The following is an 18,818-nucleotide window of genomic DNA, read 5'->3' as shown; positions in this document are numbered from 1 at the left end:
CACCCCCCTCAATAGATTGCCTTAATCAGGCTTTTTCCAGCGTACAAAGCAACGGATGCTCGTTCTCCCTTGCATATTTGTTCACCATTGAAACTTTGGTCTCCGCTACTTCGGCAGTAAAAACACCGCAGATAGCTTTTCCCCGATAGTGAACAGTAAGCATCAGTTGCGTTGCGCGTTCTACATCATAAGAAAAGAACTTTTGCAGCACGTCAATAACAAATTCCATCGGCGTGTAATCATCATTCATCAGAATGACCTTGTACATGGATGGTGGTTTTAAAGCATCGTCCAGTTTATCTGTCGCAAGTTGTTCAAAATCAAACCAGGAGTTCGTCTTTCCCATCGCCAGTCTTCATCATTTCAGGTTAGCAGACCGCAAAAAATAACCAGCCTTGAGTTTCATAAAACACATACTGAATCTAACTCAGATGCAAGATAAGTATCAGCTATTAGTGCCATTCGCGACTTCGCTCACAATTATGCAAATAGCGTTAACTGCTTCAAATTTTAGCGCATTTCTCACGTTTCCGGCAGCCAGATCTCTTGACGCTGTGCGTGATTTATCTAAATTGTACTGTCGTGCATTGGTGGTGTTTTAACCAGCAAAAAGTGCACTTACCGGCAGTTCCATCTCTACTTAAATAAAAAGCTAAAGGATGTCGAAGCATGGAAACGGGTACAGTTAAATGGTTCAACAATGCCAAAGGGTTCGGTTTTATTTGCCCGGAAGGCGGCGGCGAGGACATCTTCGCCCACTACTCTACAATACAGATGGACGGTTACCGAACTCTCAAGGCTGGGCAGGTCGTCAGGTTCGATGTACATCAGGGCCCTAAAGGCAACCATGCAAGTGTTATCGTTCCTGTTGAAGCTGAACCAGTCACTTAATGTTTCATTCTCATTGTGAACATACCTCTGTCAAAATGCCAGTCGCCTTGTCTGGCATTTTTCTTGATTTTTAAACCAAACTTGCGGTTTCTCGCCCGGCATGCGATTCCCCATTCTGGCTACATGGGGGCACACACACCAAATTCAAACCATTTTGTTCAAAAATTATTCACCGGCCTTACACAAAGTATCGGCAGCAAGAAACATCCCTTGATACCGATTATGTGATGCACCCCAAGTCCGGGTAATAAAAATCTGATGCTGTTAATCAGCACGCCCACGTGCCAGCCAGATAACCCGCGAAAACATTTTTTTGAATAATGGGGGAATGGCTTCCAGCCCCCGTTGCGCCGAAACAGCCGCGATTTCAATTGCCAGGTCAGGTTTTGAAGAACGATGAATCGCTTTAGTAATTATACGCCGGGCATTCATCGGTATATTTTCCGGCAACTGTGCAACGCGATGAAAAACATCATCGAACCCTTCCCGGTACATAAAATGTTCCATATCGGGGGCAGGTAGCGGTGTCAGATGATCCCGCTCCAGCTCACGGTTATGTTCCAGTAAACTACGCACTGTGGCGGCATATTTCTTCCCGGCTTCATCACCATCTACCAGCACATGCCACTCAATCCCCATGCGGCGGGCAAAACGAATCAAGGGCTTCAGCCCACACTGCGCAAATTCAATAACCCGCACCCCTTCTGCATCGAAATGGTAACCGCACTGACGAGCCAGCTCGTTCATCATCCAGACTTCGGTTTCCCCTTCCACCAGCAACCAGCAACGGGCAAATAACGAAGAGGCCCGGTTGAACCGGATATGGAATGCAATGCGGCGGCTGTCCTCGGCATTCAGCCCTCCCGGCCCCAGACGCCATGACGACACACGGGATGACTCACGCACCAGGCGGCATACTTCGCTAACCGGGGTTAATGAGAGCAGTTCACCCGAATTAGTGGTGGTGATACGTTGTAATGGCAACAAATTAAGCAACTGCCAGGCGACCGACAGCATGATGGGATGCAAACGAGTTTCCGGGTCTTCCACCAGCAACAGTGGCCGGGCATCCCGGTGGAGATGAACTGCGCCTTTCGCCTGCAACAGCGTGGCAAACATGCCGAGTAGAATCATACGATGATTGCGGCCACCAGGCCGGTCAATCAATTGGTTAATTACATCCAGGTAACGCCAGCTGCGTTGCTCATCATAAGAACGTTTACGCATCAGGCGGTATTGCCCGTTGTCATTACTCTGCTCAGAAAAATAATGTTCCAGTAGCTGCACCATAGCGGAAAGCCCCTGGCGCAGTTGGTTATTAGTAAGGTTCTGCGGGCGCCGTACCAATTCTTTTGCCAGCAAATCCAATTGCTGGGCGGTCATTTCTGTTTCTACCGGCTGAGCCAGTTTTTCGCTGCGCCGACGCCGCAAAAAACGCGCATCCCGCAAGCGCAGGACCGGGTTCAGGCGGCAAATCTGTTCCGCGAGGTGATTAATATTACCTAAACCAAGAGGCTGCCCATGTTGATCAAGAAATGAACGGAGTGTAATGACGCTGTCATCATCCGCCAGCGCACCTTCAAGGCGATAAAAAATACGCCGGTGCTCATCCCCGCTTTCAGTCCACAGTGGCTCCAGGCAACGGTAACGCCGCCCAAGATAATGCCCGGGAGCTGTTTCGCGAAAGGTCAGAATGATATGCAGATGATGCTCCCGGCCAGCGACATCGCCAGGAGGAAAGTAAAAGTCATCTTTCACAAAGTGGTAGAGTTTCTGGCCCGGAGCAAGTAATAAAGTCAGGGCGTCAAGCAGGCTGGACTTACCCCAGGCATTCTCGCCAATCAGAACATTGTTTTGCTCAAGCGTTAACGACAAACGGTTGATACCACGAAACCCGACTATCTCGACACGTTCAAGCAGCATAGCCACTCCTGTTTGCTTCTGGCGATGCACAACGCAACGCATTGTTTTCTCAGTATAGCGGGGCAAGAAATCAGAAGACATGCCTGAACTCTCAACCGGGGTAAAAACCGGTAAATAATCGCGTGTATCTGTTCACCCTGGTAGCAGTAATAAAGTAATTTAACAGAAATCACCCATAAGTAAGAATTTTCCACCACCTTAGTAAAAATCATCTACACTTTTTTTGTTCGTGATAATATCCACAAAAAGTGAATGAGTTACATATCAACTCACCAGCCTGTTTCTGGTGCGACTGGTATTTCTATTAATGCGCCATCATTTTATTTGCATGGTAACGCATGGCTTTTTCTTAATTCAAATCCGTATTTTAAATACAAAATTTATCTATATTTTTAACGAGGTGAATATGGCCAGAAAATTAGCAGCAGAATTTTTTGGGACATTCTGGTTGGTCTTCGGTGGTTGTGGTAGTGCAATCTTTGCAGCGGCTTATCCAGAATTAGGTATTGGTTTTGTGGGCGTGGCTCTGGCATTTGGATTAACAGTTTTAACTATGGCTTTTGCTGTTGGGCATATTTCTGGCGGGCACTTCAACCCGGCGGTAACTCTGGGGTTGTGGGCAGGTGGGCGCTTCCCGGCCAAAGATGTCGTTGGTTATATTGTCGCCCAGGTCATCGGCGGGATTGTTGCCGCGGCTATTCTGTATTTAATTGCCAGTGGCAAAGCAGGTTTTGACGCAGCAGCCAGTGGGTTTGCTTCAAATGGCTATGGTGAGCATTCACCAGACCATTATTCCATGGCCTCTGCGATTATTATTGAAATTGTCCTGACTTGCGGTTTCTTGTTAGTTATTCACGGCGCAACAGATAAAGCCGCACCAGCAGGCTTTGCTCCTATTGCCATTGGCCTGGCACTAACACTGATTCATTTAATTAGTATTCCGGTAACTAATACATCGGTTAACCCGGCCCGTAGCACTGCCGTAGCTATTTTCCAGGGAGGCTGGGCATTACAACAACTGTGGCTTTTCTGGGTTATGCCAATTATCGGCGGTATTCTGGGTGGCCTTATTTACCGTACTTTATTAGAGAAACGCCAGTAATTACCCGTAAGTGAGATGCTTTATTATACAGTTGTTACATTTTCCTGCCTTTATGCCCGGTTCAGCCGGGCTTTTTTACGCCTGCTGAGATTACTGTCTTAACAACTATTTATCATTCTTTACTCACTGCCTTTTTTTCGCTAGTGTGACATCTCTTGTTATTTCTCTCATGGATGTCTTCTTAAATGCTTGCGGGACTGCTTATCATTCTTCTGCCCCTTATTCTGGGGTATCTGTTACCGTTCAAGAGCCGTTCTGCGCTGAAACTCATCAACAGGATGTTAAGCTGGATTGTGTATATCATTCTGTTTTTCATGGGGATCAGTCTGGCATTTTTGGATAACCTGGGTAGCAACCTGGTAGCAATTTTCCACTATGCCGCTGTCAGCGTTTTTGTCATTCTCACCCTGAATATTGGTGCACTGTGGCTGCTGGAATCACTGCGCCCATGGCGCCACCAGCATCAGCAAGAAGCGCTGCCATCGCGCCTTGCCATGGCACTGGAATCACTCAAACTCTGCGGCGTGGTTGTTGCCGGTTTTGTGCTTGGCCTGAGCGGGCTGAGCCTGCTACGCCATGCTACACAAGCCAGTGAGTACACCTTAATATTTTTGCTGTTTCTGATTGGTATTCAGTTACGTAACAGCAGCATGACACTAAAACAGATTGTCCTGAACCGGCGGGGCATGATGGTCAGTGGCGTGGTGATAGCCAGCTCATTGTGCGGCGGAGTGATTAATGCATTTTTACTTGGCCTGCCCCTTAAGGCCGGGCTGGCCATGTCTTCCGGGTTTGGCTGGTATTCGTTGTCAGGCATTTTAATGACTGAGTCCTGGGGGCCGGTCATTGGTAGTGCTGCGTTCTTTAATGATCTTGCCCGTGAGTTGATAGCTATCATGCTGATTCCCGGTCTGATTCGCCGCAGCCGCTCCACCGCACTGGGTATTTGCGGCGCAACCTCCATGGATTTCACTCTGCCAGTTTTGCAACGCAGTGGCGGAATAGAGATTGTACCGCCCGCCATTGTGCACGGATTCGTACTGAGCCTGTTAGTCCCTGTATTGATGGCTTTCTTTGCCCATTAATCCAGTTTTTGGCGGTAGCATTGCCGCCAAAAATTGCGGTAAATCAAACTAATCTGAAGTTATATTTAAAATACCTTTTCACCAGCACATCCTGATCCTACCCTTAAACATGTATTTAAAATATAACTTTAAGGGTTCAACTATGTTTTGTGTGCAATGTGAACAAACAATGCGGACGCCAGCTGGTAACGGTTGCGCATGGGCTCAAGGGGTTTGTGGGAAAACAGCCCAGACATCTGATTTACAGGATCTGCTGATTGCCTGCCTGCAAGGGCTTTCACTATGGGCGACAGAAGCCCGCGCCAGAGGCATCACCGATAACGACACAGACAGTTTCGCTCCACGTGCATTTTTCGCCACGCTGACCAATGTCAACTTTGATTCCCCCCGTATTGTGGGCTATGCCCGTGAAGCTATTGCACACCGGGAAAGCCTGCGCCAGCGCTGCCTGGCAGTCTCCCCTGGCCTGGTGGTAACACACCCAATGGCTGACATTACCCTTACCAGCGATGACCTGGGAGAACTCCAGCGCCAGGCCGCACAGTTTGCCCCCAACCATGACAAAACCGAAATTGGTGAAGATATTCTCGGTCTGCGCCTGTTGTGCCTGTACGGGCTTAAAGGTGCCGCAGCCTATATGGAGCATGCGCGAGTACTGGGGCAGCAAGACGACGATATCTATGCTCGCTACCATAAAATTATGGCGTGGCTGGGCACCTGGCCTGCTGATATGTCTGCACTGCTGGAGTGTGCGATGGAAATCGGCCAGATGAACTTTGCAATCATGCAAATGCTGGATACCGGTGAAACCACGGCATACGGGCACCCAACCCCGACTCAGGTAAACGTCAAACCCGTCGCCGGTAAATGTATTTTAATTTCCGGGCATGACCTGCGTGACCTGCAGAATTTGTTGCAACAGACACAAGGCACAGGCATCAAGATTTACACCCACGGTGAAATGCTGCCAGCTCATGGGTACCCGGAACTGCGTAAATACAGCCACCTGGTAGGGAACTACGGCAGTGGCTGGCAAAACCAACAAAGCGAATTCGCCCGCTTTCCTGGCCCCATCGTAATGACATCCAACTGCATTATTGATCCTGTGCGTGAAGCCTATGATGACCGGATCTGGACCCGCAGCATTGTTGGCTGGCCTGGCGTTAAACACCTGGAAGGTGATGATTTCGCACCAGTGATTGCTCAGGCACAACAGATGCAGGGCTTCCCGTACAGTGAAATTGAGCACTTAATTACTGTCGGCTTTGGCCGCCAGACATTACTGGGAGCAGCAGATACATTAATTGATATGGTCAGCCGGGGCGTGTTGCGCCATGTATTCCTGGTTGGCGGTTGCGATGGTGCCCGTGGAGAGAGAAGCTACTTTACTGATTTCGCAACTCAGGTGCCGGAAGATTGCGTAGTGCTGACTCTGGCCTGTGGTAAATACCGCTTTAACAAGCTGGATTTTGGTACGCTGGAAGGTCTGCCACGCCTGATTGACGCAGGGCAGTGTAACGATGCCTATTCCGCAATTATGCTGGCAGTCACTCTGGCTGAAAAACTGGGCTGTGGTGTAAATGACTTGCCACTCAGTCTGGTGCTTTCCTGGTTTGAACAAAAAGCCATTGTGATACTCCTGACACTGCTATCACTGGGGGTGACCAACATTGTCACAGGCCCAACAGCGCCTGCATTCCTGACCTCTAACCTGCTTTCTGTCCTGAACGAAAAATTTGGACTACGCCAAATCACTTCCGTTGAGCAGGATATGCAGCAGTTACTTGGTGCATAAAGGCATAAGGAGCAAGGCTGATGACGATACCCAATCCACGTTGCCCGCACCGTATGCAGGTACATCACATTATTCAGGAGACGCCAGATGTATATACGCTGGCACTCATTTGCCATGATTTTTACCCCTATAAGCCGGGGCAATACGCTCTGGTGAGTATAGGTAACAGCCCGGACACAGTGCGTGCCTACAGCCTGTCATCCACACCGGGAATCAGCCCTTTTTTGTCACTGACCATCCGCCGTATTGAAAATGGCACCGGGTCACAGTGGCTGACCCGTGAGGTTCATATTGGTGATGAACTGTGGCTGTCAGAAGCTCTGGGGGAATTCACCTGTGCAGATAAACCGGCTCATCACTGGTTACTGGTCGCGGGTGGTTGTGGCGTAACGCCTGTTATGTCGATGTACCGCTGGCTACAGGCTAAACGCCCGGGCGATGATGTTCAGGTGATTTACTGTGCCCGTTCCGCGCAAGATATTATCTTTGCCCGGGAATGGGAAACCCGCCCGGCCACTCTGGTTGTGGAACAGGGCGCGCGAGCAGGCATGTTAAGTGGGCGGCTTACCGCTGAGGTGGTGAACAGTATACCCAATGTATCCGGGCGTACCGTAATGACCTGTGGCCCGGCGCCTTTTATGGCACAAGTGGAAACCCTGGCTCGGGAAGCCGGAGCAACAGAAATACACAAAGAGGTGTTTTTTGTTCCTCCGGTTAACCAGGCTGGCAGTGGTAAGTTAACTTTCACAACCCACTCGCCACTTAAGAACTTTCAGGCTCTCGCAGGCCTGAGTTTGCTGGAAGTGCTGGAACAAAACCAGGTCGCGGTGAACAGTGCCTGCCGGGCGGGTGTATGTGGTTGTTGTAAAACACGCATTACCAAAGGTAAATACCAGGTCAGCAGCACCGCAACCCTGACAGCGCAAGAGATTGCCGAAGGTTATGTGCTGGCCTGTGCCTGCCAGCCACAAAGTGACCTTGAACTGGCCTGACTCACTGGCAATGAGCAGGAAAAAGCTATTGTTGCCAGGTTGTTAGTAGTAGCACAAACCGGGCGGTTCCGGTAAAACAGAGGCTTCTCTTCGCAAAAACTAAGGAAGCCTCGTGATTGATTTACGCAGCGACACCGTAACCCGCCCCAGTTTTGCTATGCGCGAAGCCATGATGAATGCCCCGGTTGGGGACGATGTCTATGGTGATGACCCAACAGTCAATGCGCTGCAGGATTATGCAGCGCAGTTGTGCAACAAAGAAGCTGCGCTGTTTTTGCCAACGGGTACGCAGGCAAACCTGGTTGCACTACTCAGTCACTGTGAACGCGGAGAAGAGTATATTGTGGGCCAGGGCGCCCATAATTACTTATACGAAGCCGGTGGAGCCGCTGTGTTGGGCAGTATTCAGCCCCAACCAATAGATGCCGCACCTGATGGCACATTACCACTGGATAAGGTGGCCGCGAAAATCAAACCAGACGATGTGCATTTTGCCCGCACCCGCCTGCTCAGCCTGGAAAACACCCATAATGGCAAAGTGCTGCCCGTAGATTATCTCGCCAGCGCCTGGTCCTTCACCCGTGAACACGGGCTTGCCCTGCATATTGATGGGGCACGTATTCTCAATGCCGCCGTCGCCAGCCAGTGTGAGCTGAGTGAACTCACCCAATATTGCGACTCGCTGACTATTTGCCTGTCAAAGGGCCTTGGCGCACCCGCAGGCTCGCTTCTGGTAGGTAGCAAATCTTATATCTCACGTGCATTACGCTGGCGCAAAATGTGCGGCGGAGGCATGCGCCAGGTGGGTATCCTTGCCGCAGCCGGGCTGTATGCACTCAAAAACAATGTTGCACGCCTGCAGGATGACCACGATAACGCCGCCTGGCTGGCGCAGCAACTGCGTGACTGTGGTGCAGATGTCACTCGCCAGGACACCAATATGCTGTTTGTACGCGTACCCCAGGATAAAGTTCAGGCACTGAGTGAATACTTCTCCCGCAAAGAAATCTTGCTTAATGCTGCACCGGTAACCCGCATTGTCACACACCTTGATGTCGACCGTGAGGCGTTACAGAGCGTGGTTGAACACTGGCGTGCGTTTTTCCACAACTGATGGCTCAAAGCGCATTGCGTATTCTGGTTTTGGGGGCCAGTGGCTATATCGGCCAGTGCCTGGTTCCCCGCCTGGTGAATGAGGGGCACCAGGTTGTTGCGGCAGCCCGCAATGTTAGCTGGCTGGAAGACCAGCATTGGGAAAATGTGCAATGCCGCCAGGTCGATCTCCTTGATAGTGGCAGCCTGGAACCACTGCTAAACCAGTGTGACATTGTCTACTACCTGGTTCACAGCATGGGTGATGGCGCGGATTTTATTGAGCGAGAAGCCCGTTGCGCCCGCCACCTGCGTGATGGTCTGAAGCAATACCCGGTTCGTCACCTGGTTTTTCTCAGCGCATTGCAATCCCGGGGACCCAGTGCCCGTTCCGGCCATATGCTTTCCCGTTACCAGACAGCACAAATTCTGGCTGAATCTGGCGTGCCGCTCACCGAGTTGCGGGCGGGTATTATTGTCGGTGCCGGCTCAGCGGCGTTCGAAGTCATGCGCGATATGGTTTACAACCTCCCGCTGCTGACTCCGCCACGCTGGGTGCGTTCGCGCACCAGCCCCATCGCCCTTGATGACTTGCTCTATTACCTGGCGCAATTTGCATTTTACTCCCCCAAAGACCACCAGGTTTTCGAAGCAGCAGGCCCGGATGTGCTCTCTTATCAGGAACAATTTCACCGTTTTATGGCTATCAGTGGCGTTCACCGCCCACTGGTTGCCATCCCTCTTCCGGTACGCTGGATCTCCGTGTGGTTTTTGCACCTGATAACCTCAGTGCCCCCTGCCACCGCTCAGGCACTGATTCAGGGAATAGCTCATGACCTGCTCCCGGATGCCAGCCAGTTGCAACAACTATTCCCGCGTAAGCTCACCACTTTTGATGACGCCGTGCGTAAGACGCTGGAAGAAGAACAACACCTCGCACACCCCAGTGACTGGGGGTTTGATGAACATGCCCATGCCCGCTGGCAACCTGAATATGGCTATTTCCCCAAACAGGCAGGCCACACCCAGAACACCACGGCTTCAACAGCCGCTTTATGGCAGGTGATAAACCAGGTAGGGGGGAAAGAAGGCTTTTTCTTCGCAGGCCCACTGTGGGCGACACGCGCCCTGTTAGACCGGTTATTGGGCAACCGGTTACCCAAAGGCCGCCCCAACAGGCTCTGGTTGCAAAAAGGCGATAAGGTGGATAGCTGGAAAGTGCTGATAGCAGACCCGGAGAAACAGTTAAGTTTATTATTTGGCATGAAAGCACCGGGGCTCGGTCGCTTGTGTTTTACCCTGCGGGATAAGGGAGATTACCGGAAAGTAGATATTCGTGCCTGGTGGCATCCTCATGGCTTCTCAGGGTTACTTTACTGGTTGGTGATGTTCCCCGCACATTTGTTTATTTTTCGTGGCATGGTCAGACGAGTAATCCAGTTGGCCGAACAATCTGGTAAAAAAACCTCGGATTAACCTGTTTTCTTACCTGTCGCCCATTGCATGTACGCGCTTTTCACGGAAAAATGCGCACGTCATTTCAAAAGAAAGCTGAGTTTACATGAAGGTACTGATCACAGGTGCAACCAGTGGCCTGGGCAGAAATGCGGTGGAATACCTGCGCCAAAAAGGTGTCAGTGTGCGTGCCACAGGAACCAACGCAGCCATGGGGCAACTGCTGGAAAAACTGGGCGCAGAATTTATCCATGCCAACCTGACAGACCTCGTCTCTTCGCAGGCAAAAGCCATGCTTGCGGGGGTCGATACTCTGTGGCATTGCTCCAGTTTCACCTCTCCCTGGGGAACCCAGGATGCTTTTGATCTGGCGAATGTCCGGGCAACCCGTCGCCTGGGTGAGTGGGCTGTAGCCTGGGGCGTGCGGAATTTTGTCCATATCTCCTCACCTTCACTCTATTTCGATTACCACCACCACCATAACGTACACGAAGATTTTCGCCCTGTGCGCTATGCCAACGAGTTTGCCCGCAGTAAAGCAGCAGCAGAAGATGTCATTCATCACCTTGCGCAATCCAACCCACAAACCCGCTTTACTGTTTTACGCCCACAAAGCCTGTTTGGGCCCCATGACACAGTGTTTTTCCCGCGCCTGGTACAAATGATGCGCCACTATGGCAGTATTTTACTGCCACGCGGTGGCAATGCTCTGGTGGATATGACTTACCAGGAAAACGCGGTACATGCCATGTGGCTGGCAAGCAGTGAAGCCTGCGACAAGCTGCCATCCGGGCGGGCATACAATATTACTAACCAGGAAGCTCGCCCATTACGGTTAATAGTGCAACGCCTGATTGATGAACTGGGTATAAAGTGCCGCATTCGTTCAGTGCCTTACCCCATGCTGGATATGTTTGCCCGCGGTATGGAACGTTTTGGCAATAAAGCATCGCGTGAACCCGCGCTCACGCACTACGGCGTATCCAAACTCAATTTTGATTTCACACTGGATACACAGCGGGCGGAAACAGAACTGGGGTACCAGCCGGTTATTTCTCTTGATGAAGGCATCCACCTGACTGCAGAGTGGTTAAAAGACCATGGGCGGTTGCGTTAACGTTTTTTTGCTATTCCCTCATTAACCAAAGCGCACCCCATAATGGCTGTGCGCGTTGGTTACCAATACCGCACTCCAGGCTGATTATTAGTGATGTGGGTATTTTTCCAGCAATGCACGGGCTATTGCTTCGGTTTGAGCATCTGGGTTGCCATCATACTTTGCCGGGCGGAAATGCATCTGGAAAGCTGCCACTACCCGGTGTTGTTCTGCATCGCTCATTCCGGGCGTCACTTCATAGCCATAGCGTGAAAGCAACGCCAGCATTTCTGGCATAGGGACTGGCTGCCAGGCAGGGCGCCCGGCAAGATACGCCGTAACCCGAGCTGTGTCGGGCCAGGCGCCAATGCCTTCATGTGCCAGCATTTCCCATGGAAATAACGGGCCAGGGTCTTGTTTACGTTGCGGTGCGATATCTGCGTGGGCCACTACATTTTGCGGCTTGATGTGGTAGCGCTGAATAATATCGCGCGCCAGAGGGATCAAAGCATTAATCTGCGTAACCGGAAACGGAGCAAAATGTTTCACGCCGTGTTCCCGCACCCAACCGGCATTCTCCAGCTCAATCCCAACAGAGACATCATTTAACCGGGTGGTGCCGCGCCAGTAACTGACCCCGGCATGCCACGCGATATCACTTTCAGGAACCAGTTGCCACACCAGCGGTTTATCGCCCGGTCTGGGTTGTAGCTGCGGAATTAAATAGTGTGCGCTGACATTATTACCAACCAGTGTGCTCAGGGAGGTATCGAAATCACCTGCGGTGTAATGAATCACCAGTATGCGCACACGGGGAAATGCGGCATAAGCATGCTGGCTGGTATTAACCTGGTAGGCACCCCGGTCTTCAATGTCATTATTGCCACGGCAACTCACCAGTAACAGCGCCAGCGAAAAATAAATAAATGCCTTGATCATGACTGCATTCTTCCTGCCATTGTTTACTCTTGTTTCCCCAAAAGTAGTGAATACCGGGGAAAAACATCCTGTTAAGGCCAACTATCTTACGCGCTTAGCACAACTGCACCAACCGAATAACACGGAACAAGCTATTCTCTGTAAGAGGTATGCTTGTTCACATCCGTTTTCAAAATACATAAGGAAATAATAATGCGTAAAACATTGGCCGGTTTCTCTCTTGCCAGTACGCTGGTTCTCAGCGCCTGTACCACTGTGACCCCAGCCATTAAGGATACCAGCACTCGCGTGGGTCCATGTGCAGATGGCGGCCCGGACAGCGTCGCACAGCAATTTTACGATTATCGGGCAAACCACCGTAATGCAACTGATGTAGCCGGGTTACGCCCTTATTTGAGCGACAACCTGTGGCAACTGGTTCAGCAGCAACAAAGCAGTACCCTTAAATTCTCCAGTTTCACGCCTGCCCCGGACAGCGCCAGTGTTGCCAGCGCTTCAACCATTCCCAATAGCGATGCACAAAACATCCCACTGCGTGTAAGTATTAAGCAAGGGACAAACGAAGGGAAAGATGAAGTGCTGATGGTGCGTGAAGGCCAGTGCTGGGTGGTGGATGACATTCGTTACCTGACTCCTTCCAGCACTGCTGTCGCTGGTACACTTCGCCAGTCACTTGAACGCCACTAACTGTAGCTGGCGGCCAATCTCTGCGGGTCAGGAAAAGTAAACCGTATAAATAGTCTGGCATTTTGTTAAATCACCGACATTTATACTCACCTCCCCCTGACCCCGTTATCTTATGCTGCATTTAACTGGATTACCCAGTCGAATTTAAGTTTTAACCCATAAATATTGCATAAGTATTCTGCGAACGTTACTATTTGCGGCCTCAATAGCTATTCGACTGCTTCGCATGAGTATTCAACTAAACAGCATTAATTGCTTCTACGGCGCGCATCAGGCGCTGTTCGATATCACCCTGGATTGCCCTCAGGGCGAAACGCTGGTGCTGCTTGGCCCAAGTGGTGCAGGCAAAAGTTCGCTGCTGCGGGTACTTAACCTGCTGGAAATGCCACGTTCCGGGACGCTGAACATCGCGGGCAACCAGTTTAATTTCACCAAAACCCCAGGTGATATGGCGATTCGCCTGCTACGCCAGAATGTGGGTATGGTGTTTCAGCAATATAATTTGTGGCCGCATCTGTCAGTGATGCACAACTTAATTGAAGCCCCCTGCCGGGTGTTGGGCCTGAGTAAAGATGAAGCCCGCGCCAGAGCGGAAAAGCTACTTAACCGCTTGCGCCTTACCCCGTACAGTGACCGCTATCCATTGCATTTATCTGGTGGTCAGCAACAGCGTGTTGCCATTGCCAGAGCACTTATGATGGAACCACAGGTTCTGTTGTTTGACGAACCGACTGCCGCGCTGGATCCAGAAATTACCGCGCAGATAGTCAGTATTATTCGTGAGCTTTCAGAGACGGGGATCACTCAGGTCATCGTGACCCACGAAGTGGAAGTCGCACGTAAAACGGCCAGCCGTGTTGTGTATATGGAAAATGGCCACATTGTTGAACAAGGCGATGCGTCCTGCTTTAGCGAGCCGCAAACCGATGCGTTTAAACAGTATCTCTCTCACTGATGTTGTTTGGGAAATGACAATGAAAAAAGTAATTATTGCCACGCTGCTTGCCAGCCTGAGCCTTTCTGCGACTGCCGCACAGACAATCCGTTTTGCAACAGAAGCCTCCTACCCTCCGTTCGAATCTATGGATGCCAACAACAAAATCGTTGGTTTCGACGTTGATCTGGCTAACGCTTTGTGCAAACAAATTGATGCAACCTGCACATTTACTAACCAGGCATTTGACAGCCTGATCCCCAGCCTGAAATTCCGCCGTTTTGATGCCGTTATGGCCGGGATGGATATCACTCCTGAGCGTGAAAAACAGGTTCTGTTCAGCAAACCTTATTACGACAACTCTGCACTGTTTGTTGGCCAGAAAGGTAAATACACCACTATTGCTGAACTGAAAGGCAAAAAAGTGGGTGTGCAGAACGGTACCACGCATCAGAAATTTATTATGGATAAACACCCGGAAATCACGGTTGTACCCTACGACAGCTACCAGAACGCTAAACTGGATCTGCAAAATGGCCGTATCGACGCAGTATTCGGTGATACTGCAGTAGTTACCGAATGGCTGAAGGCAGACCCGAAACTGGCGGCTGTGGGCGATAAAGTGACAGATAAAGACTACTTTGGCACTGGCCTGGGTATTGCTGTGCGTATGGGTAACACCGAGTTGCAGCAGAAATTCAACGCCGCGCTGGACAAAGTAAAAGCTGACGGGACATACACCGCCATCTACAACAAATGGTTCCAGAAGTAATCAACTGAATGAACGAAATGTTTCCTTTAGCAAGCGCCGCCGGGATGACCGTCGGCCTTGCCGTTTGTGCACTGGCTGTTGGCCTTGCTCTGGCGATGCTGTTTGCTGTGCTGGAGTCATCGCGCCTGCGCGCCGTTTCGTGGCTGGCCTCCGGGTTAGTTACCCTGCTGCGTGGCCTGCCGGAAATTCTGGTGGTTCTGTTTGTCTATTTTGGCGCTTCCCAGCTGTTATTGACGCTTTCAGATGGTTTTACCCTGCCGCTCGGTTTCACTCAACTCCATATCCAGGTACAGATTGAGAACTTTGATGTCAGCCCGTTCCTGTGTGGGGTTATTGCGCTGTCGATGCTGTATGCAGCTTACGCCTCACAAACGTTACGTGGCGCACTGAAAGCAGTACCGGAAGGCCAGCGTGAATCAGGCCAGGCTCTGGGGCTGAGCAAAGCTGCCATCTTTTTCCGCATTGTTATGCCGCAAATGTGGCGCCATGCCCTTCCCGGTTTAGGCAACCAGTGGCTGGTTCTGCTGAAAGATACCGCTTTAGTTTCACTGATAAGTGTTAACGACCTGATGTTGCAAACCCGCAGTATTGCCACGCGCACTCAGGAGCCCTTTACCTGGTACATTATCGCAGCCGCTATCTACCTGGTCATCACGCTGATAAGCCAGTATGTTCTTAAACGTATTGACCTGCGCGCGACACGTTTTGAGCGGAGGCCGGAATAATGCTCGCTTATTTACCTGAGTTATTAAAAGGCCTGCACACCAGCCTGACGCTGACCGTTGCTTCGATTATTCTGGCACTCGCGCTGTCACTGGTTTTCACGGTTATTTTAACGCTGAAAACGCCAGTTGTGGCGTTGCTGGTACGTGGCTATATCACGTTATTTACCGGTACGCCTTTGCTGGTGCAGATCTTCCTTATCTACTACGGGCCTGGTCAGTTTCCTTCGCTGCAAAACTACCCGGTGTTATGGCATTTGCTGTCTGAGCCATGGTTGTGCGCAATGCTGGCATTGTCACTTAACAGCGCGGCCTATACCACGCAGTTATTTTATGGTGCAATTCGCGCGATCCCTGCCGGGCAGTGGCAATCCTGCCAGTCACTGGGGATGAGCCGTAAAGACCAGTTGGCAATCCTGTTGCCATTCGCCTTCAAACGCGCCTTGTCTTCGTATTCCAACGAAGTGGTTCTGGTATTCAAAAGCACCTCGCTTGCTTATACCATCACACTGATGGAAGTAATGGGCTATGGCCAGTTGCTGTATGGCCGCACCTATGACGTCATGGTGTTTGGTGCTGCCGGAGTCATCTATTTGATAGTAAATGGCATTCTTACATTACTGATGCGTGTAATCGAACGCCGCGCGCTGGCTTTTGAACGCCGTAATTAAGTTTTTAATATTATCAGTCAGTGCAAAAGGCGACTCCGGGTCGCCTTTTTTTTACCCATACAAATAACTAATTATACATTTTAATTGCATATAAATTCATTATGGATAATACTCCCGCTATCACGAACATAAAAAAACAGTGACAGACAGGAGCAACACACAATGAAAAAATGGTTATTGGTTGCCATGATGGCCAGTGCTTTCCAGGTTAGCGCAGCAGAAAAAATTAACTTTGGGCTTTCTGCCACCTACCCTCCTTTTGAATCCTTAGATGCCAATAACCACATTGTTGGTTTTGATATCGATCTGGCCAATGCTTTGTGCCAAAAAATGGCGGCAGACTGCACCTTTACCAACCAGGCATTCGACAGCCTGATCCCGTCACTTAAGTTCCGTAAGTTTGATGCCGTTATTTCCGGCATGGACATTACCCCGGAACGCAGTAAACAAGTCACATTCACCCAGCCGTATTACGCTAACTCTGCTGTAGTTATTGCCAAAAAAGGGCAGTTCACCAGCTTTGCAGACTTAAAAGGCAAACGGATTGGCATGGAAAACGGGACTACTCACCAAAAATATCTGCAGGAAAAACACCCTGAGATTAAAACCGTGGCTTATGACAGTTACCAGAATGCCATCATCGACCTGAAAAATGGCCGCCTGGATGGTGTCTTTGGTGATACAGCGGTGGTGAATGAGTGGCTGAAAACGAACCCGGAACTGGCCGCAGTAGGCCAGCATGTTACTGATCCACAATATTTTGGCACCGGCTTAGGTATTGCCGTTCGCCCACAAAATACGGCGCTCCTGAAACAACTGAATACAGCACTGGACGCCATCAAAGCAGACGGGACTTACCAGAAAATCAGTAATAAATGGTTCCCGCAATAAACCGGTAGCAACACCAGAAAAACCGCTGTCACTCCGGTGCAGCGGTTTTTTTGTTTATCGCACCTGCCTTCAGCGGCGTAGCAATGCCAGCACTTCATAATGCGCAGTATGCGGGAACATATCAAACAACTGAACCTGCTCAATACGGTAACCAGCAAGGCGACGAATATCTTCAGCCATAGTGACTGCGTTACAACTGGAATAGACAATAAAACCCGGAGCCATATCAGTTAAAAAATGGCACAGCTCAGGGCCAATCCCGCGCCTGGGGGGGTTAACCAGCACCAGGTCTGGTACCGCCTGCTGGCCTGTAGCCCAGGAAGTGGAATCCAGTGCCTGAAAGTCAACATGCTTAAGCCCCAGTTCTTGTGCAGACAGCTGGGCACTATTGATGGCTTCCGGAGCAATTTCTATTCCGGTCAGTTGCATTTGTGGTGTAGCACAGTGCAGGCCGAACCCACCCACACCACAAAACAAGTCCCACATATGTTGCACAGGCAATGCGCGCACCCAGTCTCGGGCAGTGGCATACAATGCACTGGCAACTTGCGGGTTAGTCTGGAAAAAACTTTGCGGACGGATCCACAATGGCACACCATTGAATACTTCCCGCAAAGCTGTGTCCGGGGTTAACAGAATCTCTTCTTCCCCTTCCATAATGGCCATATGTACCGGCTGGATATTGGCCGTAATCACACGTAACTGGGGAACCTGTTCCTGCAGCCAGGGCAGTTTCTGTTTCAGGCGGGCAATTTTAGCTGCAGAGCGCAACACAAAACGCAGCATCAGGCTGCCATCATGCTGGCTTTGTGTCAGCAACAGGTACTTCAGTTCACCTCGTTGCCGTTCAACGTTATAGGGCGTGAGACCAACCCGGGCTATAAACGGCTTAATGGCCGCAAACACCCCGGCAAAAGCCGCCGGGTACAGCGGGCAACCCGTCAGTTCCGCCACACTGCCGTCACGGTTACGGACCCCAAGAATTGGGCGTTCAACACTGCCGCTCACCACCATTTTAGCTTTATTGCGAAACGCCTGCTCAGCACCACTAACCGGCTGGCACCACTGACCAACAGGCATTTGCGCAAGCAGCTCGCGCAAATGCACCATTTTCTTTTCAAGTTGTTGAGCAAGGGGAAGCGTCAGCCACTGGCAGGAGTGGCAACGCCCTTCAGCATAGAGTTCGCACTGCATAAAAAAGCCCTGAAAAAACGCGGAACGGGATTCTACCACGGCATGGCGCTGCCTGCTGCTTAGTGAACCCGAAAAAAACGCCGACTACGCAGCGGCACAAACAACAGGGCCAGAACCAGTAAGTCGGGTAGTTTTTGCATGAACAACCCATGCAGAATGGCACTTTTACTTTCACCAGGAATGCTGAATAACTCCGGGTAGCCCCACCCCAGTGAGGCGCACCACAGATACACAGAAGAGATTACCTGAGTTGCCAGAAAAACCCAGCGCCCCCAATTGCGCCCCCGCAAAATAACGAAAGCACAACGTATTTCAATAAAGAGCAAAACCAGGCTGGCAAAGAAAATCAGCGTCAGCGCCCAGGTCTGGACGCTGCGCTGTATAAAATCAATACTCCCCTGGACACCCAGCGCGTTAAACAGCATCAGGACATCCAGGCAGCGGGTGGTGATAATGCCAATAGCGGCAATATAAACCAGTGTGGGCACATTCAGTTTTGCCTGACCAGCGGGGTATTTGCTCAAAATATCCACAACCTCGTTTCCTTGTCAGTACATGCTGTTGTAACAGCACGCCT

The 18,818-nt window shown here is 50.6% G+C and carries 19 protein-coding genes; 14 read left to right on the top strand and 5 right to left on the bottom strand.

From position 1 onward, the window contains the following. Window positions 1-25 precede the first annotated feature (25 nt). A complete protein-coding gene (gene clpS / locus DT73_RS09690; RefSeq protein WP_036107701.1) occupies window positions 26-346 on the bottom strand; it encodes an ATP-dependent Clp protease adapter ClpS in 321 nt (106 codons plus the stop codon). 323 nt (window positions 347-669) lie between these two features. On the opposite strand from clpS, the gene cspD reads away from it, so the two are divergent. After that, entirely contained in the window at window positions 670-891 is a 222-nt protein-coding gene (gene cspD, locus DT73_RS09685) for a cold shock-like protein CspD (protein ID WP_036107699.1), read from the top strand. Window positions 892-1,155: 264 nt separating this feature from the next. Here cspD and DT73_RS09680 read toward each other — a convergent pair whose 3' ends face one another. After that, a complete protein-coding gene (locus DT73_RS09680; protein ID WP_036107696.1) occupies window positions 1,156-2,814 on the bottom strand; it encodes an ATP-dependent endonuclease in 1,659 nt (552 codons plus the stop codon). Between the two features lie 406 nt (window positions 2,815-3,220). On the opposite strand from DT73_RS09680, the gene aqpZ reads away from it, so the two are divergent. The 7 genes from aqpZ to DT73_RS09645 all read left to right on the top strand — a co-directional run bounded on the left by aqpZ (window position 3,221) and on the right by DT73_RS09645 (window position 11,452). Further along, window positions 3,221-3,916, top strand: coding sequence for an aquaporin Z (gene aqpZ / locus DT73_RS09675; RefSeq protein WP_036108710.1), 696 nt, complete (start codon window positions 3,221-3,223; stop codon window positions 3,914-3,916). Window positions 3,917-4,101: 185 nt separating this feature from the next. Further along, window positions 4,102-5,001, top strand: a complete 900-nt coding sequence (locus DT73_RS09670; protein ID WP_036107695.1) for a lysine exporter LysO family protein — start codon at window positions 4,102-4,104, stop codon at window positions 4,999-5,001. A 142-nt stretch (window positions 5,002-5,143) separates the two neighbouring features. Continuing rightward, a complete protein-coding gene (gene hcp / locus DT73_RS09665) occupies window positions 5,144-6,796 on the top strand; it encodes a hydroxylamine reductase (protein ID WP_036107692.1) in 1,653 nt (550 codons plus the stop codon). A gap of 20 nt (window positions 6,797-6,816) precedes the next feature. Continuing rightward, on the top strand, window positions 6,817-7,788 hold the full coding sequence (gene hcr / locus DT73_RS09660) for an NADH oxidoreductase (RefSeq protein ID WP_036107688.1): 972 nt from the start codon (window positions 6,817-6,819) through the stop codon (window positions 7,786-7,788). Window positions 7,789-7,900: 112 nt separating this feature from the next. Beyond that, window positions 7,901-8,902 carry a low-specificity L-threonine aldolase gene (gene ltaE, locus DT73_RS09655; protein WP_036107685.1) on the top strand — a complete coding sequence of 334 codons (1,002 nt, stop codon included), beginning with the start codon at window positions 7,901-7,903 and terminating at the stop codon, window positions 8,900-8,902. Then, window positions 8,902-10,356: a DUF2867 domain-containing protein gene (locus DT73_RS09650; protein ID WP_036107683.1), complete on the top strand. Its 1,455-nt coding sequence runs from the start codon at window positions 8,902-8,904 to the stop codon at window positions 10,354-10,356. Before ltaE ends, DT73_RS09650 begins: the two co-directional genes overlap by 1 nt. Window positions 10,357-10,441: 85 nt before the next feature. After that, window positions 10,442-11,452, top strand: coding sequence for an NAD(P)-dependent oxidoreductase (locus DT73_RS09645; protein WP_036107679.1), 1,011 nt, complete (start codon window positions 10,442-10,444; stop codon window positions 11,450-11,452). Between the two features lie 87 nt (window positions 11,453-11,539). Here DT73_RS09645 and DT73_RS09640 read toward each other — a convergent pair whose 3' ends face one another. After that, window positions 11,540-12,370, bottom strand: a complete 831-nt coding sequence (locus DT73_RS09640; protein ID WP_036107676.1) for an N-acetylmuramoyl-L-alanine amidase — start codon at window positions 12,368-12,370, stop codon at window positions 11,540-11,542. Between the two features lie 192 nt (window positions 12,371-12,562). Between DT73_RS09640 and DT73_RS09635 the strand changes: the two genes are divergently transcribed. The 6 genes from DT73_RS09635 (at window position 12,563) to DT73_RS09610 (ending at window position 17,047) form a co-directional block, all read left to right on the top strand. Continuing rightward, window positions 12,563-13,057: a lipoprotein gene (locus DT73_RS09635; RefSeq protein WP_036107671.1), complete on the top strand. Its 495-nt coding sequence runs from the start codon at window positions 12,563-12,565 to the stop codon at window positions 13,055-13,057. Between the two features lie 226 nt (window positions 13,058-13,283). Beyond that, on the top strand, window positions 13,284-14,012 hold the full coding sequence (artP, locus tag DT73_RS09630; protein WP_036107668.1) for an arginine ABC transporter ATP-binding protein ArtP: 729 nt from the start codon (window positions 13,284-13,286) through the stop codon (window positions 14,010-14,012). A 19-nt stretch (window positions 14,013-14,031) separates the two neighbouring features. After that, window positions 14,032-14,763 (top strand): arginine ABC transporter substrate-binding protein ArtI, encoded by a 732-nt coding sequence (gene artI / locus DT73_RS09625; RefSeq protein WP_036108708.1) that lies wholly within the window; start codon window positions 14,032-14,034, stop codon window positions 14,761-14,763. A gap of 8 nt (window positions 14,764-14,771) precedes the next feature. After that, entirely contained in the window at window positions 14,772-15,488 is a 717-nt protein-coding gene (artQ, locus tag DT73_RS09620) for an arginine ABC transporter permease ArtQ (protein ID WP_036107664.1), read from the top strand. Then, entirely contained in the window at window positions 15,488-16,156 is a 669-nt protein-coding gene (gene artM / locus DT73_RS09615) for an arginine ABC transporter permease ArtM (RefSeq protein ID WP_036107661.1), read from the top strand. Before artQ ends, artM begins: the two co-directional genes overlap by 1 nt. A gap of 162 nt (window positions 16,157-16,318) precedes the next feature. Further along, entirely contained in the window at window positions 16,319-17,047 is a 729-nt protein-coding gene (locus DT73_RS09610) for an arginine ABC transporter substrate-binding protein (RefSeq protein ID WP_036107658.1), read from the top strand. A gap of 69 nt (window positions 17,048-17,116) precedes the next feature. On the opposite strand, the gene rlmC is transcribed toward DT73_RS09610, so the two are convergent. Together rlmC and DT73_RS09600 are read right to left on the bottom strand one after the other, a co-directional pair. Then, on the bottom strand, window positions 17,117-18,241 hold the full coding sequence (gene rlmC / locus DT73_RS09605) for a 23S rRNA (uracil(747)-C(5))-methyltransferase RlmC (protein WP_036108706.1): 1,125 nt from the start codon (window positions 18,239-18,241) through the stop codon (window positions 17,117-17,119). Between the two features lie 59 nt (window positions 18,242-18,300). Beyond that, on the bottom strand, window positions 18,301-18,774 hold the full coding sequence (locus DT73_RS09600) for a YbjO family protein (protein ID WP_036107655.1): 474 nt from the start codon (window positions 18,772-18,774) through the stop codon (window positions 18,301-18,303). Window positions 18,775-18,818 lie beyond the last annotated feature (44 nt).

Origin of the sequence: Mangrovibacter sp. MFB070, from assembly GCF_000705335.1 — a bacterium.
Taxonomy (GTDB): domain Bacteria; phylum Pseudomonadota; class Gammaproteobacteria; order Enterobacterales; family Enterobacteriaceae; genus Mangrovibacter; species Mangrovibacter plantisponsor.
This window is presented reverse-complemented; position numbering and strand designations above follow the sequence as displayed.

What these genes read in the sequence shown, in the direction of transcription:
- artI (WP_036108708.1), top strand. Translation starts at nt 14,032, where the DNA reads ATGAAAAAAGTAATTATTGCCACGCTGCTTGCCAGCCTGAGCCTTTCT.
- rlmC (WP_036108706.1), bottom strand. Translation starts at nt 18,241, where the DNA reads ATGCAGTGCGAACTCTATGCTGAAGGGCGTTGCCACTCCTGCCAGTGG.
- DT73_RS09610 (WP_036107658.1), top strand. Translation starts at nt 16,319, where the DNA reads ATGAAAAAATGGTTATTGGTTGCCATGATGGCCAGTGCTTTCCAGGTT.
- cspD (WP_036107699.1), top strand. Translation starts at nt 670, where the DNA reads ATGGAAACGGGTACAGTTAAATGGTTCAACAATGCCAAAGGGTTCGGT.
- clpS (WP_036107701.1), bottom strand. Translation starts at nt 346, where the DNA reads ATGGGAAAGACGAACTCCTGGTTTGATTTTGAACAACTTGCGACAGAT.
- hcr (WP_036107688.1), top strand. Translation starts at nt 6,817, where the DNA reads ATGACGATACCCAATCCACGTTGCCCGCACCGTATGCAGGTACATCAC.
- artQ (WP_036107664.1), top strand. Translation starts at nt 14,772, where the DNA reads ATGAACGAAATGTTTCCTTTAGCAAGCGCCGCCGGGATGACCGTCGGC.
- DT73_RS09670 (WP_036107695.1), top strand. Translation starts at nt 4,102, where the DNA reads ATGCTTGCGGGACTGCTTATCATTCTTCTGCCCCTTATTCTGGGGTAT.
- DT73_RS09680 (WP_036107696.1), bottom strand. Translation starts at nt 2,814, where the DNA reads ATGCTGCTTGAACGTGTCGAGATAGTCGGGTTTCGTGGTATCAACCGT.
- hcp (WP_036107692.1), top strand. Translation starts at nt 5,144, where the DNA reads ATGTTTTGTGTGCAATGTGAACAAACAATGCGGACGCCAGCTGGTAAC.
- DT73_RS09650 (WP_036107683.1), top strand. Translation starts at nt 8,902, where the DNA reads ATGGCTCAAAGCGCATTGCGTATTCTGGTTTTGGGGGCCAGTGGCTAT.
- artM (WP_036107661.1), top strand. Translation starts at nt 15,488, where the DNA reads ATGCTCGCTTATTTACCTGAGTTATTAAAAGGCCTGCACACCAGCCTG.
- DT73_RS09635 (WP_036107671.1), top strand. Translation starts at nt 12,563, where the DNA reads ATGCGTAAAACATTGGCCGGTTTCTCTCTTGCCAGTACGCTGGTTCTC.
- DT73_RS09645 (WP_036107679.1), top strand. Translation starts at nt 10,442, where the DNA reads ATGAAGGTACTGATCACAGGTGCAACCAGTGGCCTGGGCAGAAATGCG.
- DT73_RS09640 (WP_036107676.1), bottom strand. Translation starts at nt 12,370, where the DNA reads ATGATCAAGGCATTTATTTATTTTTCGCTGGCGCTGTTACTGGTGAGT.
- artP (WP_036107668.1), top strand. Translation starts at nt 13,284, where the DNA reads ATGAGTATTCAACTAAACAGCATTAATTGCTTCTACGGCGCGCATCAG.
- aqpZ (WP_036108710.1), top strand. Translation starts at nt 3,221, where the DNA reads ATGGCCAGAAAATTAGCAGCAGAATTTTTTGGGACATTCTGGTTGGTC.